This is a genomic window from aff. Roholtiella sp. LEGE 12411, from assembly GCF_015206995.1.
Lineage (GTDB): Bacteria > Cyanobacteriota > Cyanobacteriia > Cyanobacteriales > Nostocaceae > Komarekiella.
This window is the reverse complement of sequence record NZ_JADEXR010000073.1, coordinates 1-15,752: the sequence shown is the minus strand read 5'-3', so window position 1 is coordinate 15,752 and position 15,752 is coordinate 1. Positions and strand designations below refer to the sequence as shown.

At 41.5% G+C, this 15,752-nt stretch carries 17 protein-coding genes and 1 tRNA gene; 12 read left to right on the top strand and 6 right to left on the bottom strand.

Features of this window, described 5'->3' with window-relative positions; translation table 11 throughout:
* The first annotated feature begins 6 nt into the window (after positions 1-6).
* The 4 genes from IQ246_RS16870 to IQ246_RS16855 all read left to right on the top strand — a co-directional run bounded on the left by IQ246_RS16870 (position 7) and on the right by IQ246_RS16855 (position 2,178).
* Complete coding sequence (locus IQ246_RS16870) at positions 7-384, top strand: hypothetical protein (RefSeq protein ID WP_194004507.1); 378 nt, start codon at positions 7-9, stop codon at positions 382-384.
* 184 nt (positions 385-568) lie between these two features.
* Positions 569-1,075 carry a hypothetical protein gene (locus tag IQ246_RS16865; protein WP_194004506.1) on the top strand — a complete coding sequence of 169 codons (507 nt, stop codon included), beginning with the start codon at positions 569-571 and terminating at the stop codon, positions 1,073-1,075.
* Positions 1,076-1,204: 129 nt separating this feature from the next.
* Entirely contained in the window at positions 1,205-1,360 is a 156-nt protein-coding gene (locus tag IQ246_RS16860; protein ID WP_194004505.1) for a hypothetical protein, read from the top strand.
* A 38-nt stretch (positions 1,361-1,398) separates the two neighbouring features.
* Positions 1,399-2,178 carry a photosystem II S4 domain protein gene (locus tag IQ246_RS16855; protein ID WP_194004504.1) on the top strand — a complete coding sequence of 260 codons (780 nt, stop codon included), beginning with the start codon at positions 1,399-1,401 and terminating at the stop codon, positions 2,176-2,178.
* Between the two features lie 19 nt (positions 2,179-2,197).
* Here IQ246_RS16855 and IQ246_RS16850 read toward each other — a convergent pair whose 3' ends face one another.
* Complete coding sequence (locus IQ246_RS16850) at positions 2,198-2,974, bottom strand: SDR family oxidoreductase (protein ID WP_194004503.1); 777 nt, start codon at positions 2,972-2,974, stop codon at positions 2,198-2,200.
* Positions 2,975-3,221: 247 nt separating this feature from the next.
* Between IQ246_RS16850 and IQ246_RS16845 the strand changes: the two genes are divergently transcribed.
* The 7 genes from IQ246_RS16845 (at position 3,222) to IQ246_RS16820 (ending at position 10,702) form a co-directional block, all read left to right on the top strand.
* On the top strand, positions 3,222-4,544 hold the full coding sequence (locus IQ246_RS16845; protein WP_194004502.1) for a hypothetical protein: 1,323 nt from the start codon (positions 3,222-3,224) through the stop codon (positions 4,542-4,544).
* A 115-nt stretch (positions 4,545-4,659) separates the two neighbouring features.
* A tRNA-Val gene (locus tag IQ246_RS16840) sits at positions 4,660-4,733 on the top strand.
* Positions 4,734-5,301: 568 nt separating this feature from the next.
* Complete coding sequence (locus IQ246_RS16835) at positions 5,302-6,540, top strand: DUF3466 family protein (RefSeq protein WP_194004501.1); 1,239 nt, start codon at positions 5,302-5,304, stop codon at positions 6,538-6,540.
* Between the two features lie 20 nt (positions 6,541-6,560).
* Positions 6,561-6,683, top strand: a complete 123-nt coding sequence (locus tag IQ246_RS30935) for a hypothetical protein (protein WP_255515588.1) — start codon at positions 6,561-6,563, stop codon at positions 6,681-6,683.
* 66 nt (positions 6,684-6,749) lie between these two features.
* Entirely contained in the window at positions 6,750-7,487 is a 738-nt protein-coding gene (locus tag IQ246_RS16830; protein WP_194004500.1) for an RNA methyltransferase, read from the top strand.
* Positions 7,488-7,709: 222 nt separating this feature from the next.
* Positions 7,710-8,999, top strand: coding sequence for an RNA-guided endonuclease TnpB family protein (locus IQ246_RS16825; RefSeq protein WP_194004499.1), 1,290 nt, complete (start codon positions 7,710-7,712; stop codon positions 8,997-8,999).
* A 143-nt stretch (positions 9,000-9,142) separates the two neighbouring features.
* The gene (locus tag IQ246_RS16820; RefSeq protein WP_194004498.1) at positions 9,143-10,702 is read left to right on the top strand and encodes a serine hydrolase; all 1,560 of its coding nucleotides are present in this window, start codon (positions 9,143-9,145) and stop codon (positions 10,700-10,702) included.
* A gap of 17 nt (positions 10,703-10,719) precedes the next feature.
* Here IQ246_RS16820 and IQ246_RS16815 read toward each other — a convergent pair whose 3' ends face one another.
* The 5 genes from IQ246_RS16815 to IQ246_RS16795 form a co-directional block, all read right to left on the bottom strand.
* Positions 10,720-11,208 (bottom strand): class I SAM-dependent methyltransferase, encoded by a 489-nt coding sequence (locus IQ246_RS16815; protein ID WP_208492191.1) that lies wholly within the window; start codon positions 11,206-11,208, stop codon positions 10,720-10,722.
* A 571-nt stretch (positions 11,209-11,779) separates the two neighbouring features.
* A complete protein-coding gene (dprA, locus tag IQ246_RS16810) occupies positions 11,780-12,898 on the bottom strand; it encodes a DNA-processing protein DprA (protein ID WP_194004496.1) in 1,119 nt (372 codons plus the stop codon).
* Between the two features lie 125 nt (positions 12,899-13,023).
* Positions 13,024-13,713 (bottom strand): ElyC/SanA/YdcF family protein, encoded by a 690-nt coding sequence (locus IQ246_RS16805; RefSeq protein ID WP_194004495.1) that lies wholly within the window; start codon positions 13,711-13,713, stop codon positions 13,024-13,026.
* Positions 13,713-14,369 carry a DUF2301 domain-containing membrane protein gene (locus tag IQ246_RS16800; protein WP_194004494.1) on the bottom strand — a complete coding sequence of 219 codons (657 nt, stop codon included), beginning with the start codon at positions 14,367-14,369 and terminating at the stop codon, positions 13,713-13,715. The genes IQ246_RS16805 and IQ246_RS16800 overlap by 1 nt, the downstream gene beginning before the upstream one ends.
* A 196-nt stretch (positions 14,370-14,565) precedes the next feature.
* The gene (locus IQ246_RS16795) at positions 14,566-15,366 is read right to left on the bottom strand and encodes an S-adenosyl-l-methionine hydroxide adenosyltransferase family protein (RefSeq protein ID WP_194004493.1); all 801 of its coding nucleotides are present in this window, start codon (positions 15,364-15,366) and stop codon (positions 14,566-14,568) included.
* Between the two features lie 110 nt (positions 15,367-15,476).
* Here IQ246_RS16795 and IQ246_RS16790 point away from each other — a divergent pair, with 110 nt between their 5' ends.
* A complete protein-coding gene (locus tag IQ246_RS16790; RefSeq protein WP_194004492.1) occupies positions 15,477-15,632 on the top strand; it encodes a hypothetical protein in 156 nt (51 codons plus the stop codon).
* Positions 15,633-15,752 lie beyond the last annotated feature (120 nt).

Here is a 15,752-nt window from a genome sequence, read left to right as displayed (position 1 = left end):
GGACTCATGACTCAAGTAACATCGAAAGAGATTGCACAGTTTCGCTCTCAATTGGCAGATGATCTCATTGCTCTGGAAGCGCTGGACTTGATTGAAGACTGTGATGGAGATTTAGAAGATGCAGCGATGACGCTAGCGATTCGAGCAGGACAACAACCCGAAAGAGCAAATTCAGAGTGGTTAGATGCTTTGGCTAGAAAATGGCGTGCTGTCATTTGCGAACAGGAATATCGGGAAGAATTGCTGAATAGCTCACTTCAGGAGATGATGGAACACCTTAAAACAATGCCGACGTTTCCCAAGATTTTGGCAACACCAGTTTTGATATATGTCCTTAAGCAAGGCGTGAATAATTTTTGTGAGCCACTGGATTCGCTAAAGTGATCGACTGATATGCATTTAACTTGTACTACTCTCAATTTGGGAATATGGGAGATAGGAGACGGGAGTCAGAGTTAAGAAACTTCCTGTTAATTGACTTCTACCTACTAATGCAAGATTGATTCAACCAGCACTGTTACGCTGTTAATTAAAGCAAAAACTTTTATTAGACAATTATTGTTAATCAATGAACTACCTTGTTGCTGTATTACAAGACCGCATCCAAGCCGAAGCTGCTTACTTAGCCTTAGAAAAAGAAGGCATAAACAGTACTATCTTGGGGAGGGGGTATAAAACTGCTGACGAGTTTGGCTTAATTGACCCCAAAGAGCAAGCTGAAAAGCAAGCACGGCTGATGACAATCTGGTTAGTACCATTTGGCTTTTTTGCAGGATTTACCTTCAGTCTGATTACAGGTTTGGATACTTTTGCCTGGGCGGGTGAAATTGGTAATCACATCATTGGGGGACTTTTGGGTGCTGCTAGTGGTGCTATGGGTGGTGTTTTTGTTGGTGGCGGAGTCGGCTTAGTGGTAGGCAGTGGTGATGCTTTACCCTACCGCAACCGTCTGAATGCGGGTAAATACTTAATTGCGGTTCAAGGTTCTGAAACTATGACTCGGCAAGCAAACCGGATATTACGTCAGTTTGAGCCAGAAAATATCCAAGGTTATGCTGATACAACTAGCGTGTAGCAAATAAATCAGAGTTTACATATTACGACACAGCGGCTTGAGTTGCTTCCTTGTTCTTTGGAGGTGGCGCAAGCCGCTATTGTAAAAGACAAATTCCAAGTAGAGAGGCTTTTGGGGTAGGGGTTCCTGATGATTGGTACACATCAGAGATGCAAGATTTGTTACCTAAATATACCCAAAACTTATCGGGCGATCGCAGCTAATCTGAGATGTGTGGTTGATGTTCACATGAAAGATGAAAGCCTACTGGAATGGGAATTAAAGTTAGAATCAAGACAGTTTTAGCAGATTAATTCTCAACTTATAATTGATAAATTTTCAGAATGTTACCAAGAGAAGAACTTTTAAAAGGTGTTGAAAATCGAGATACTGTAGCTCGTGTAATCGATCAGGGAGAGCAAGCGATCAAAACTTGGGAAGTAGTTTTGACAGATTTTTTGTCTCCTCCAGAATTGGCAGAAATTCAACGAGTGTTTAGTCGGTTAACTGATGTGCAATTGGTAGCATGGGGTGGATATCCGCAAGCTGAACGCCAAAGAATAGCGATCGCACGTTCGGAAATCCCCCTAGAGCAATCTCAAGTCAGCCTAGTTGCATTGGAAATTGCGGGAAATTTTTTGTTTGATACAGCGACTCACCGCGACTTTTTAGGCGCAATGTTGGGGACGGGAATTGTCCGCGAAAAGACTGGGGATATTATTGTTCTGGGGGAACGGGGAGCACAGGTAATCGTAGCGCCAGAGTTGACAGAATTTTTGGAAATGAGTCTTAAACAGGTGCGATCGGTTAGTGTGAAAACTCAGCCGATTGATATCAACGAGTTAAAAGTTCGGGAACCGAAGAAAAAAGAATTAACTACTGTCGAGGCTTCTTTGCGGTTAGATGCGATCGCCTCGGCTGGTTTTGGGATGTCACGCAGCAAAATGGTGGATTTAATCGACGCCAGTGATGTCCGCGTCAACTGGAAGGAAGTTACTCAAGCTAGTTCTCAAGTTAAATCAGGCGATTTAATCGCCATTCGAGGTAAGGGACGTTTAGCAGTTGGCGAAATCGCCGTCACCAAAAAAGACCGTTACCGAGTTCAATTAACACGGTACATGTAGAGTTAAAATTTAACGTTTCTTAGGCTTTAAAATATTTAGCCAGCATATTCAGCAGAATTTTGCGCGGTACAAGCCGAGATAATTTACTTCTAAGTTGAGTGGTAGTATCAGAACTAATAACAGTTGGGTAGCCATTTTCTAAAGCTTGCAAAGAGTCCTCAACTACTTTTTCTACCGAATATGTTTTATCTGTACTTCCAGCTAGCGCTGGAGGAAAGTTAGCTTCTGCAAAAAAGTTAGTTTCTATTGGCCCTGGACAAGTAACTAAAACTCGGACACCATAGTCCCGATTTTCTGCCCATAGTGCTTCACTAAAACTGAGAATAAACGCTTTACTAGCAGCATAAACAGAAAGGTATGGTATCGGTTGAAATCCGGTAATTGAAGATACGTTAATGATACTTCCAGAACGACGTTGCCGCATTAGTGGGAGAAATTTATGGGTTAAATCTACCAATGCCAAAATGTTCAATTGTACGATTTTAAGTTGTCTTTCAATGTCACCTTCGGCAAAGTCTCCATAGTATCCAAAACCAGCATTGTTGATTAATAAGTCAATTGTTAATCCCTGACTTTTCGTAGCATCAAATACAGTAGCAGCCGCATTAGGTTCTGTGAGGTCTTTAGTAATAACGTCTACTTGAATTTTGTATTGCTCTTGTAGTTCTTTAGCTAGTTGATTCAGTTTCTCTTGCGAACGAGCAACGAGAACAAGATTTGTATTGCGTGCAGCTAGTTCTTTAGCAAAGGCTTTACCAATACCACTAGAAGCACCAGTAATTAAAGCAGTTGACATTCTATCTATTAAAATTATTTTTTATTACTTTGTAAATATTATCCAAATTGACTACTAATTTTTAACCATCTAAAGTTATACGCCAACAAGGGTAAAACATCTCTCAGTTGTATAGATAGTTTTCCAGCTTTCAAGAAAATAGCAACAATGGCTGTAGACAATTTGTAGCATTAGTAAAAAATCATAGTAACGTTGGAATTTACATCTGCATTTGGGAATAATAAATTAAGTGTTAATTATTTTAAATATGACGTTTTTACACAAAATTAGCTGGAAAATTCTACATAAAAACCCTCAAAATAATTCTGAGATAGACCCATCTATCGTTAGCCAAAAACCTCTAGCATCACGGGCTGCAACACCATCAACACCAAAAACTCTTGCCGAACTAGAAAATAAAATGGCAGCAGAGGCGCGAGTTTTGAATAAAAACTCTCAGCTTCAGCCTAGTAAAGCTAAGCGGGGTATCGGTGGGAAAATTATCTGGTTAACAATACTCATCAGTATTCCCGTTGGCGGAGTTTGGGTAGCAAACCAGCCTTACCCGGTGATTCGCCGTCCCGTGGAGCAGAATGTGCCTTTTTTACTGTTACCTAGCTATATGAACGTGGATAATCACTATCGACAAGTATTAGCATCAGTTGAACAAGCAGAACAGTTGATTGAACAAGCCACCAGTGCAGCAGATTTGGCTTTAGGGGAACAGAAGCTTCAAGAGACACAAAAACATCTAGATGAGTTGCCAACTTGGCTTGTCAACGATAGGTCAGAATATAAATATTGGTGGTATGACCAACGGTTTAGCATTTACGGTTTTAATACAGCTCGCAGCAAAGTTGGGTTTTTAGCAGCTAAAGTCTTTCAAGAAAAGAATGCTCAGACATTGCTTACCGACAACACACAGATACTATTAAAAGCAAAACAGCAATATGAACAGGCTTCCACAGTAACAGATAAACAGAGTGCGATCGCAGCTTGGCGTTCAGCGCTCAATCAGTTAGAGCAGATTCCTAGTCAAACCTTAGCTGGAAAAACGGCACATCACCAAGTAGATCTCTATGAGCGTGAGTTTCAAGAAGTCGTTGGACTGGCTGCTGGGAATGAGCGTATCAGCGCCTTAATCGCAGCAGCGCAGCAATTTTCTTGGCAAGCAGCTAAAGCTGGACAAAATCCACCTCATACTGTTATGGAATGGCAACAGATAGAATATTTGTGGCAAGAAGCAATTAATCGGCTACAAGAAGTTCCCTCACAAGACTTGGTAGGTTATGCTCAGGCGCAGAAATTACTAGCAACTTACGAGACTAATTTAGGTCAAGTCAAGATCAGACGGCAAGCCGAGCAAGATTCTGTATATGCTTTAGAGTCAGCACAACAGGAAATTCAAAGCTTGATAGCTTCTATTCCCGCTGATGCTCAGTATGTAGATCGCAATCGCATGTTTAGCCAATTACAGAGCATTATTAATCGATTAGAAAAGGTGCAAAATGGCACAACAGCTTATCTAAAAGCTCAAGAGCTACTGCTATCGGCAAAGAATAAACTACAGGAGATACAGCCGAAAAAATAGTCAGTTACGTCAAATTGTAGCGTAGGCATAGCCCAATCTAGGCATCGCTTGATTTCTGACTTTATTCTTGGCGTTTCAGAAAAATCTATGCTACATTTGTTAACTGTGTGGTTAAGGACGTATAGCTCAGTTGGTTAGAGCGCTACGTTGACATCGTAGAGGTCACTGGTTCGAATCCAGTTACGTCCATTTACATAGAGTAACAGATTATTTTTTTCACCCGTAGCGAATTAGTGTCTTTTTAACTAAGTCATAGTTTTGTTATGACTAAGCTTGGGCATAGCTAAAATTAGTTCAAAATCTGCTCCACCTTCAGAGGGTGTTTGAAAAGTCTAAATTAATGTCAGTATATTTAACAGTATTATACATAATTTTATTTAAAAGTTAGTAATATTGCGGTGATTAAATTATAGATAAATATAGTGTGGACATACTTTTCTGAGAAATCAGATCATTTATTATAGGGAGCTTTTTATTACCCTATTTACCCAAAATCCCACATTGAACAATTGTGAAAAGTTTAACAAGTAAGTAAATTTTTCATGAATCTGAGAAATTTTACTGAAGACTAAATCTTATAATTCAGTTGGTCTGAAGCTTTTTATTCACGGAGTTGGCGAAAGTAACTGGTAAATTTACCAGGTATTGCACCAGATAAATAGCGATCGCATCTCAAAAACCACAGTATTAAGCTAGTAAGTCTTGTCAATATCTAGATTTTGAATTCCAAATTGATATTTTACAGGTAATAAGTTGTATGGTGCTGATAAATACATTAAAAACAACCGTAACCAAGTTACCAATTTTATGTGGAATAGCTGCCTTGATGACGCTGGGGATAAACCCTTCAGCAATGGCAGCAATTCTCTATGACCTCACCGAGGTCGGCAAGGGTAGTGCTTATGGTATCAATGATGCAGGCCAGGTGGTAGGACAATTCTATACTGGCAAGGAGAATCACGCTTTTGTGTGGAGTAAGAGCAGTGGCATAACCGACCTCGGTACCCTCTCTGGTGGGTCTTCTAGCGTTGCTAATGACATCAATGATATGGGTCAGGTAGTAGGGCAATCGGGTAGCAGTAAGGGTGATCGAGCCTTTGTGTGGAGCAAGAGCAGTGGTATGACCAACCTCGGTACTCTAGGTGGTAGCAGTGTAGCCACAGGCATCAATAATGCAGGTCAGGTGGTAGGAAGTTCAAACCTTGGATTAACTGATGACTCTCCGCCGCCGACCTCTCGCGCCTTTTTGTGGAGTAAAAGCACTGGTTTGACTAATCTCGGTACTCTAGGAAGCTATGGCGAATACAATTACAGTCAGGCCTTGGACATCAATGATGCAGGCCAGGTGGTGGGAATCACTTCTGCTAGCGATACAGCTACTAACGATGCAGGAATTGCAAGTGCTTTTGTATGGACTAGCAGCGGTGGTATGACTAGCCTCAACACCATATTAGGAGATAAAGGTAGTAGCGCTGCTAGCGCCATCAATAATGTCGGAGACATAGCGGGTAGCATATATGACTATACTGGCCCTTTTATCAGTAGCGCCTTTGTGTTGAAGAGCAACGGTGATGATGTGATTGACCTGGGATCTACTATCCCAGTCCCAGGAACAGACGTAAATCTTTATACTGGTATAGCTGCCAATGATATCAACGATGCAGGTCAGGTAATAGGAAATGGATTCTTTTACCGTTATACAGATGGCCCCTTTCTCTGGACTAGTACTACTGGCGTAAGAAACCTCAACACATTGATTGACCCCAGTTTAGGTTGGAGTCTATCTACTGTGGAAGCCATTAATAACAAGGGGCAAATTGTCGGAACAGGCACGAATCAGGACGGTTATGGAGCAGCTTTCTTACTGACTCCAAGGTCTGCTGAACCTGTACCGGAACCGTTGACAATAGGCGCTACGTTGTTGGCAGGGGCAGGGTTAACCTCTCTACGCTATCGTCAGCGTCAGTTGCATTGTTCGGCAAAGGGTGCAAAATAATTTGTAGCTAAAAATGCTGTATGGCGTTGTCTAGTACCTGTTTTGCGACTCTTCTACACAACGACAAAATTAATATTCGGGGCGATCGTGATGGTGCGATCGCCCCGTTAAATATGCCTGTCATACCATATTTACAATGGTGAGAAAGACACACTTGTTTGAAAGCACCCTTATAATTATTTCTTTAGTGCGATCGCAGGAGGCAAAATATGGGCTTGGCTGGGTTAAGAATTGTGTTGGTAGAGCCAGCTGGGCCCTTAAATGTCGGGGCGATCGCACGGGTAATGAAAAATTTCGGGCTACATCATTTAATATTGGTAAATCCTCAGTGCAATCCGCTGTCGGTGGAAGCTTTAAAGATGGCAGTCCATGCTAAAGAAATTTTAGAATCTGCGGTATTGGTAGCAACTTTACCAGAAGCGTTGCAGGGATGTGTACGAGCGATCGCTACCACCGGCCGCGTTCGGAGTTGGGAAATTCCCTTAGAAAACCCTCGCACTGCGCTACCCTGGTTACTGGAGGAACCAGAAAAACCCGCAGCCCTAATTTTTGGTAGGGAAGACCGGGGATTAAGCAATGAAGAATTAAACTATGCTCAGCGGTTTGTTTGCATTCCCACAAGTCAAAATTATCTATCTCTGAATTTGGCTACTGCTGTGGCAATCTGCTGTTATGAACTGGCACAATGTGCAGAACTACCTGAGACTCAGATATCACAACCGGAACTTGCATCTTTAGATGTTGTAGAAGCGTACTATCAGCAACTAGAATCACTACTGTTGAAGATAGGCTACCTTTATCCACACACGGCAGCTAGTCGGATGGAAAAATTCCGCCACCTGTATAATCGTGCTCACCTGCAAACAAGTGAAGTAGCAATGCTGCGCGGGATTGTACACCAAGTGGAATGGGCGCTGAAAAACCAGCATAATAGTGAAAACTTGTAATTCATTGTTTAACTATTACGCCGTAAGTCCCACACTGAATTCTGTACTCGGAATCAGTGGCGGGATATAAGGCGGTTGATAAGGATTGCATCTAATATTTGGTTTTTGTACAGCAAAAAACATCCTCTTAGATGTATGACGAATCAACAATTATTTTCTTTTAAGAGCTTACCATCAAATATATATCATGGTAAGATAAATCTATCAAGGAGGTGATGTTAAGTGTTGCACAAGGTTGTACAAGTTCGTTTATATCCAGCAAAAGAGCAAGAGATACAATTAGCTCAAGCTTTTGGTTGCGCTCGTTGGTGGTGGAATTATGCCCTAAATAAGTCAATTGAGACTTACAAAAAAACAGGGAAAGGACTTACTCGCGCAGCACTCAACGCACTTCTTCCAGCACTCAAAAAATCTGTTGATACTATTTGGTTATCTGATTGTTACAGCCAAGTTTTACAAGCTACAACACTCAATCTGACCACGGCGTACAAAAACTTTTTTGAGAAACGTGCTGGTTTTCCTAAATTCAAATCCAAGCAGGGTAAGCAGTCTATTCAGTATCCTCAAAACGTCAAGGTTGTAGATGGTGAGTCCAGTCCTGAAGGAAGGTCTCCCTCCGTAGGGAACTGGCGAACCCGTAAGGGCTTTGTCAAACTCCCAGGCAATATTGGCTTAGTAAAAGCCAAAATACATAGACCAATTGAGGGGAAAATCAAGACTGTAACTGTATGTAAAACATCATCAGGCAAATACTTTGCGTCTATCCTGACTCAGACACAAGGGGGAACCTCTGTTATTACAGAAGGAAAGATTTACGGTGTTGACTTAGGTCTGAAACATTTCGCTGTTGTTACTGATGGCGAGAAGATTTCTAAATACGATAACCCTAAACATCTTGCCAAACATGAAAAAAATCTGAAACGTAAGCAGAAAAAATTAGCACGTAAACAACTCGGGAGTAAATCCAAAAATAGATATAGAAAAGTTGTTGCCAAAGTGTACGAACGGGTTAGTAACTCTAGGCAAGATTTTCTACATAAACTTAGTTATAAGTTGGTCAGCGATAGCCAAGCTGTCATAGTAGAAAATCTTCATGTATTGGGCATGGTTCGTAATCACAAATTGGCGAAATCAATATCTGATGCCGGATGGGGAACATTCACTAACTTCTTAGCGTACAAACTCCAACGAAAAGGCGCGAAGTTGATTGAGATTGATCGGTGGTTCCCTAGTTCTAAGCTCTGTTCTAATTGTTTTTATCAAATAGGTGAGATGCCGTTGGATGTCCGGGAATGGACTTGTCCTCATTGTGGTACTCATCATGACCGTGATGGAAACGCAGCGATAAATATTAGAGCAGAAGGAATCAGAATGATAAAGGCGGAAGGTTCAGCCGTCTCTGCTGTAGGAGGGGATGTAAGTCCTAGTCTTGGGCGAAAGTCTAAGTTTAGGCACTCCCCCGTGATTACAGAAGCCCAAACTGTACTTGGTACTCCAAGTCAGTGTGGGTAGTTCACTATGTATCCAATCATCCCCAAAATAATGAATATGGCTTAAACTTATAAACACAAAAATGCTACTTAGTGGCATTTGAAGATTAAGTTTTCGGTCAGGAATCTGTAATCAAAAAGTCAAGCGTGTCACAAGGAGTAGCGGTGTCAGAGTCGAGTGACAAACTAAAAGCTTTCTCGCGGCGTCAACCTTTAAACAATCGCCAGCATCCACCCATTCAAAAGGTGGTACAAAAGAAAGCGAAAAACAGCCAGCAGCACTCTGCTACTGGTGCAGAGGTGGCGTCAACACGCGTAAAAAAAAGTATAAGTCCCCCCCCAGTACCTACTGGTACACGTAGGGTAAAGGGGTTAATCATGCCAGCAGCAGTAAAACCAATTCCAACTGCGAAGGGGAAGATTCCACCCTTGCAACCAGGTGCTGTGAAGTTAAAAACAGTGCGTGTAGAAAAGCAGTTGTTGCCGAAAAAAGGCCGGACAGTATCGCGTAAGACGCGGTTAAAGCCAATGGCAAGAACCATGTTATATGTCCTGCGATTATTAATTGTAGGAGTTGGTATTGGTGCGATTGTGGGCACGGTGTTGTCGGTATTAGACCCTGCTAATCGCATTAGTACAACTTCTTCGGGGCAATCTAATACTAATGTAGGGCGATCGCAGCCACAACCTACCCAAAGCTCATCTATTTCGAGCTTGTATTTATCCCAGGAAATTATCCCCTTGAAAAATGCTGTGCAAAATCTAGCAGCAGCCAACCCCAATCTGACGCCAGGAGTGTTCTTGGTAGATTTGGATACTGGGGCTTATGTGGATATGAATGGCTCCGCCAGTTTTCCAGCGGCTAGCACGATTAAGGTGCCGATTCTAGTTGCTTTTTTCCAGGATGTGGATGCGGGGAAAATTCGCCTAGATGAAATGCTAACCATGCAACAGGAAATGGTGGCTGGTGGCTCAGGAAATCTGCAATACAAACCAGCAGGAACGCAGTACTCAGCTTTAGAAGTCGCAACTAAGATGATTACAATCAGCGACAACACGGCCACAAATATGTTAATTGCCCATTTGGGAGGTATGGAGACGCTAAACCAACGTTTCCGCAGTTGGGGATTGACAACCACAACAATTCGGAATCAACTTCCAGATTTACAAGGGACAAACACTACCAGTCCCAAGGAATTGGGGAATTTGATCGCTATTGTGAATCAGGGTAATTTGGTGAGTATGCGATCGCGCGATCTAATCCTTGATATCATGCGCCGAACTGAGAAAGATAATTTGCTACCATCTGGTTTAGGCACAGGTGCAAGAATATACCACAAAACGGGCGATATTGGGACAATGCTGGCAGATGTCGGTTTGGTTGATATCCCAACTAGCAAACGCTACATAGCCGCTGTCATGGTACAACGCCCTAATAACGATCCTCGCGCCGAAAAACTGATTAGCTCAATTTCTCGTGCTACTTACGAACAGTTTAGCCAAAATGCTGTCACGCCCAACAATACGCCACCTATTATACCTGGAACTGGTTATCAATCCCCAGTTATAACTCCTCCTGTACCCAACACTACAACAAATAATATGCCCATAAGCGGCTATCAGTCTCCAATAATCGCTCCTCCACCCAACAGCATGAGAAGTACTACACCTATAAACGGTTATCCATCGCCAACGATCAATCCTCAATATTATCCCCCAAGATAATTTAGGATTTTATGAGTTTATAACTTAGTGCAGAAGAAAATATCTTCTTTTTCATCAATTCTCATCCGTTCTATTTCCTCTTGCTTAACAACTTCAGTTACCTTAATACGTTTGACGTTAAATCCAGCATCAATTAGACGTTTCTCGTAATCTTGACCGTAGCATCTAACATGATCGGATTGACCAAATGCTTTTGCTCTTTCAACAGGATCTATAATTGCTGGATCTTCATAAGTAGTTTCTAACATTATTGGTACTTGTAGTACCGCCCAACCTCCATTAGTTAAGACTCGATAAAACTCACGCATCGCCTTTCGATCATCTAAAACGTGTTCCAGAACGTGGCTGCAATAAATCACATCAAAAGTATTATCGGGATATTGAATATTTGTGATATTCATTTTCACCATAGCAGCAGGATTGCAAATATCTGCGGACAAATATTCTATACTCTGCATTCCACTCAGCCGAGTAGCTAAACACCTTTCTGGTGCAACGTGGAGCATTTTTTTCTTATTTGAATCAAAAAGATTAGTTTTCCTTTGAAAAAATAACCATATTAGCCGATGTCTTTCTACTGAATCGCAGATCAGACACCTAACATCCAGTCTGCTGGGATAGCCGTATGGTAAAAAAGATCGCAAATGGCTTTGGCAAATAGGGCAAAAACGAGCATTTCCAAAAAATAGAATTTGTCCTATAGGCCCTTTGACAACTTCGCGAGCCAAAGATCTAAGTGTTAAATTCATAATTGGTGGTTCATCTAAATAAAGAGAATATTAGTTAGCATTTAACACAGCAATTCAGTAAAGTGCCGTGTTCAATACCTAAACCACTGATCATAAATTCCACTACTAGTTCTCTTTGGAGTTTTTCAAAGTACTTTAGCATAGGATTAAATGTTGAAGACTGGAAACATCATGAATAAATTCATAGGTTTGTAATCAACTTTTTTCACATTATTGATACCCAGTTTGCTCATTAACAAACTTGACAAATTTATCAAAGCAAAATTCATTACAGTTTATTTTGTCATAGAGCAAGTCTCATATCTAAAAATTAATATATCTTAAAGTATTAACTTTTCTGATAACGCATTCCTGGTAATTGCGAAACTAAACCCATAAGTTCCAACTGTAATAAAGCACTGGAAACTGAGCCAACAGGTAAATCTGTTTGTTGGACAATAAAATCGAAGGGTAGACTATCACAAGCGATCGCATCCATTACCCTTTGTAGTTCTGGCGATAAATCAGCTAAACTTAATTGTTCAGATGTCGGGGATATTTCCACTACATCCAGTTGTGGAACTGCTCCCAACATAGTTAACAGTTCGTCTATTTCTTTGAGAATAAAAGAAGCTCCTTGATTGAGTAACTTTAAACAACCTTGAGACGGGTTGTCGTCTAATCTTCCAGGTAGTGCATAGACATCACGACCAAATTCATTTGCATAGGTAGCCGTAATTAACGCACCAGATTTTATAGGTGCTTCCATTACCAAGATGGCGCGGCTTAAACCTGCAATAATCCGATTGCGGCGAGGAAAGTGAGTGCGATCGGGTGGAGTTTTCGTTGGATATTCACTCAGAACTAACCCAGCAGTCAAAATCTGTTTGTACAGATCTCGATTTTTGTGTGGATAGATGACATCTACACCTGTACCCAAAACCGCGATCGTGCGTCCACCTGCTTTCATCGCAGCGGTATGGCTTTCTGTATCAATTCCCTCCGCCATACCAGAAACAACTGTAAAACCATTTTTAGCTAAAGCTGTGCTAATTTGGCGAGTCCAACGGATACCATACTCAGATGGTTGACGTGTCCCCACAATCCCAACCAGTGGTTTTTGTCCAAGATTTTCTTGTAGTTCAACTTCACCGCGATAGTACAAAATTGGCGGTGGACTGGGAGTTTCCAGCAGCAAGCGGGGATAATCTGTGTCTGCTGGCGTCCAGAAATGGGAGTTTTCTTGCTGATGTTTAGTGAATAGGTTTTCTGGGTGTAGACGCGATCGCTGTTGTACTACTTTTTCTAATGTCTGAAAACCAAAACCCTCAACTTCTCTCAACTGAGCCTTGCTAGCTTTCCAAGCTATTGCTAGCGTACCGAAATGCTGTTGCAATCGTCGCAGCAATACTGGGCCAATCCCAGAAATTTGCGACCAAGCTAGCCAATACGCACCCTCTTCTACCACAATTCCATCCTCAGTCCTACTGGATTGAGTATTCCCTAAATTAGGCTTTTCTGTTGATGTGGTGGGGAGTGGGGGAGTGGAGGAGTGGGAGAAGAGAATAATTAATGACTCTTAACCCTTGACCCTTATGCTTTCCAATTTAAAAATCGGGCATAAATATAAGCAATAGTTTCAGACATGATTGTTCGCACACCTTCGCTAGAAACCCACCATTTGCTTGGCTTGTAATTATTACTTTTCGCTGCGATTATACCTACTTTAATTTTGGGAGCAAGTATTTTTTTGAATAACAGCCAACTCCTGCGAGAATGAACGTCCCAGGAGAGAAGATTAATTGATTGTATCTTAACATCTGAAGTAGATAGCCAGCGGCGAAATTCGGCAGCAGATGCATAACTCCGATCCTTGATAACCGAAGGTGTAGGAACGGTTATTACTTTGTCTGATGCTAAACCGAGCTTTTTGAAGGTGGCGGCTGAAACTTCTGCAAAGTTTTTGTATCCAATCAGATAACTTCCTATGTCTATGGTGCTTCCAGTAGTAATAATTAGGCGATAAGAACCACTATTAAATTCATTCAAAGCTTGTTGTATTCCATAGTCTGGTACCCATCCTTCAACAACCAATATATCTGCTGTTTTGATGGGAGAATTTACGGCTAGAAATGGATGGATATGAGTAATTGTCAAGAACATTAAATAAGCGGTAGTAGCCAGAAATATCAACCATCCCTGAGCCGTAAGTGTCCAGATTTGTTGGCGTTTGATCAGCCGTAATTTGGGAATTTTTAAAGACTGGCGATATCTTCTCTGCATTAAACCTGTTCTAAACTTTGTTTTTTCAAATAAGCAAATACAGATTTATCACCAATATCAGGAGGAATTGCTTGCACTACTTTACGCAAGGCGAATACTAGAAATAAAATTGCCCAAGCTACTAATAAAATCTGTTCTGCTTGAGTTGGTAAAATGCCCACTAAATGTCCTAACAAGAGTAGCGGTACAGTAATAGTTAATACCTTGGTTTCTAGACGATTAAAGCAGAAAGCTTCTTTGAAATAAATGCCTGTCAAAGCAACGAAAGTAAAACCAACTCCAAATAAGGTAACGGGGTGATTGTAAACAGTCAGAGCTAGTGGTTCACTACTAGATAGTGCGAAGGCTACAGCTGCAATGCTACCGATCGCCCAAAAAATTTGTAACAATCGGTGTAGTGATGCCATGTAGATATGAATGGTAAATAAACTGACACCGAGAGCGAGACTAAAGCAGGCATATAAAAGCGTCAGTGTGGTGAAAACAGTAGGGTTATTGTTGAGCAAAACCAAAGCGCTGCCGATGGCAAAGCTAAGTGCAGCTACCATTAAACCAGCACGGTAGATAATTACGCCAGTGCGATCGCTCTGAGTAATGGTAAATTCCCCGAACTGACCTTGATAAACTTCTGGTGCGGATAGGGTTTGCGTAGTCATATAAAAGCAATAAGTAAGGATAGCCAGTAGTTTGCGCCGCTGGTACGCAAATAGTGATGATTCCCTTGTCAAGTGTGAAGGGAATTTGCTGACTGGTTACTTTTATTATGATGGGCAATCAGACGAACTTAGCATTACGATATTTCTTCGTCTGCAACAGCTAGGAACAACAGGCATTTTGGAGCTTAGTGATTTCTCATAAAAACAAGACTTGTAAAGCATCTTGCCAGTTGATCTGTAACTGTAAATGAGCATTACCGCTATTAATAGCAATTTCTACCCAGCCATGACTGCCAACTAAAGCGATGGCTGCGCCAACATTGACATCAGTGTAAGTTTCACACCCCGGTATAGTCAACCCAGCGGCTTGCACACACCAGGTTTTGTTTTGCACGTAATTCCCTGGAATGTTGCTTACTAAGTTGCCAAAATGATCAATGTATTGGATGCAACCCGCCACACCATCTTTGATTTTGTTACAATTATTTATATTGAGTTGTACCAAATCTGTGGGACTGATTTCTCGTCCTAACTGTTTGAGAGAAATACCACTAGCAAGATTAGCTCCTACTGGTGCAAAGATATCCCTACCGTGAAAAGTCTTACTTGGTTGAGGCGTTCTCCAATAATCAGGGTTTGTGAGTTCAACAGCGGCGATCGCTGGACTTTGACTTAGTACTCCACTAAAAATGCCATTATCTGGGCCTACCAGAAAACCTTGAGCAAATTCTACTGCGATCGCCCGTCTTCTGCCTCCCACACCCGGATCTACCACAGCCAGATGTACTGTTCCAACAGGGAAATATGCATAAGCATTCATTAAGCAAAACCTAGCTGCGGCGATGTTTTGTGGTGGAACCTGGTGGGTTAAGTCCACCACCGTTAAATTGGGATTTATTTGAGCTATCACTCCTTTCATCACGCCTACATACACATCGCGATCGCCAAAATCACTCAGCAGGGTGAGGAGTGCTTGATCTATCTGCTTTTCGGACATGGCTGGCTTTTAAAATGGCAAGAAATCATATTTTTCTGTAACAACAGCTACTAAATTTATGTTATGTTAGGATTACGAGACATAAAGATAAAATTAAAAAGGTAATCATTATGGCTAACAGCAGACTACAAGCTACAAGAAAAGCAAGAGAAGTTCACAGAGTGAATATTCAAAGAAGTGTAGAGCATCGCTTACAAGTAGCTAGAGCGCAAGGTAACGAAAGCCTAGTTCATCAACTAGAAGCAGAAATGAAGTATTTCAGCTAACTCAAGTTTTCATTGTTCATAGTTTTGTTATTTTTAACTCGCTACGCTAAAGCGGGTTTTTTTGTTTTTAGGAGTGGGTAACTATCCCCATGCCCCATGCCCCTGTCTCTTGTACACATC

Excerpts from the sequence above, each read along its gene's own strand:
- IQ246_RS16870 (WP_194004507.1), top strand. The coding sequence starts at position 7 with ATGACTCAAGTAACATCGAAAGAGATTGCACAGTTTCGCTCTCAATTG.
- IQ246_RS16790 (WP_194004492.1), top strand. The coding sequence starts at position 15,477 with ATGGCTAACAGCAGACTACAAGCTACAAGAAAAGCAAGAGAAGTTCAC.
- IQ246_RS16865 (WP_194004506.1), top strand. The coding sequence starts at position 569 with ATGAACTACCTTGTTGCTGTATTACAAGACCGCATCCAAGCCGAAGCT.
- IQ246_RS16855 (WP_194004504.1), top strand. The coding sequence starts at position 1,399 with ATGTTACCAAGAGAAGAACTTTTAAAAGGTGTTGAAAATCGAGATACT.
- IQ246_RS16795 (WP_194004493.1), bottom strand. The coding sequence starts at position 15,366 with ATGTCCGAAAAGCAGATAGATCAAGCACTCCTCACCCTGCTGAGTGAT.
- IQ246_RS16835 (WP_194004501.1), top strand. The coding sequence starts at position 5,302 with ATGGTGCTGATAAATACATTAAAAACAACCGTAACCAAGTTACCAATT.
- IQ246_RS30935 (WP_255515588.1), top strand. The coding sequence starts at position 6,561 with ATGGCGTTGTCTAGTACCTGTTTTGCGACTCTTCTACACAACGACAAA.
- IQ246_RS16805 (WP_194004495.1), bottom strand. The coding sequence starts at position 13,713 with ATGCAGAGAAGATATCGCCAGTCTTTAAAAATTCCCAAATTACGGCTG.
- IQ246_RS16815 (WP_208492191.1), bottom strand. The coding sequence starts at position 11,208 with ATGCTCCACGTTGCACCAGAAAGGTGTTTAGCTACTCGGCTGAGTGGA.
- IQ246_RS16845 (WP_194004502.1), top strand. The coding sequence starts at position 3,222 with ATGACGTTTTTACACAAAATTAGCTGGAAAATTCTACATAAAAACCCT.
- IQ246_RS16800 (WP_194004494.1), bottom strand. The coding sequence starts at position 14,369 with ATGACTACGCAAACCCTATCCGCACCAGAAGTTTATCAAGGTCAGTTC.
- IQ246_RS16850 (WP_194004503.1), bottom strand. The coding sequence starts at position 2,974 with ATGTCAACTGCTTTAATTACTGGTGCTTCTAGTGGTATTGGTAAAGCC.
- IQ246_RS16830 (WP_194004500.1), top strand. The coding sequence starts at position 6,750 with ATGGGCTTGGCTGGGTTAAGAATTGTGTTGGTAGAGCCAGCTGGGCCC.
- IQ246_RS16860 (WP_194004505.1), top strand. The coding sequence starts at position 1,205 with ATGATTGGTACACATCAGAGATGCAAGATTTGTTACCTAAATATACCC.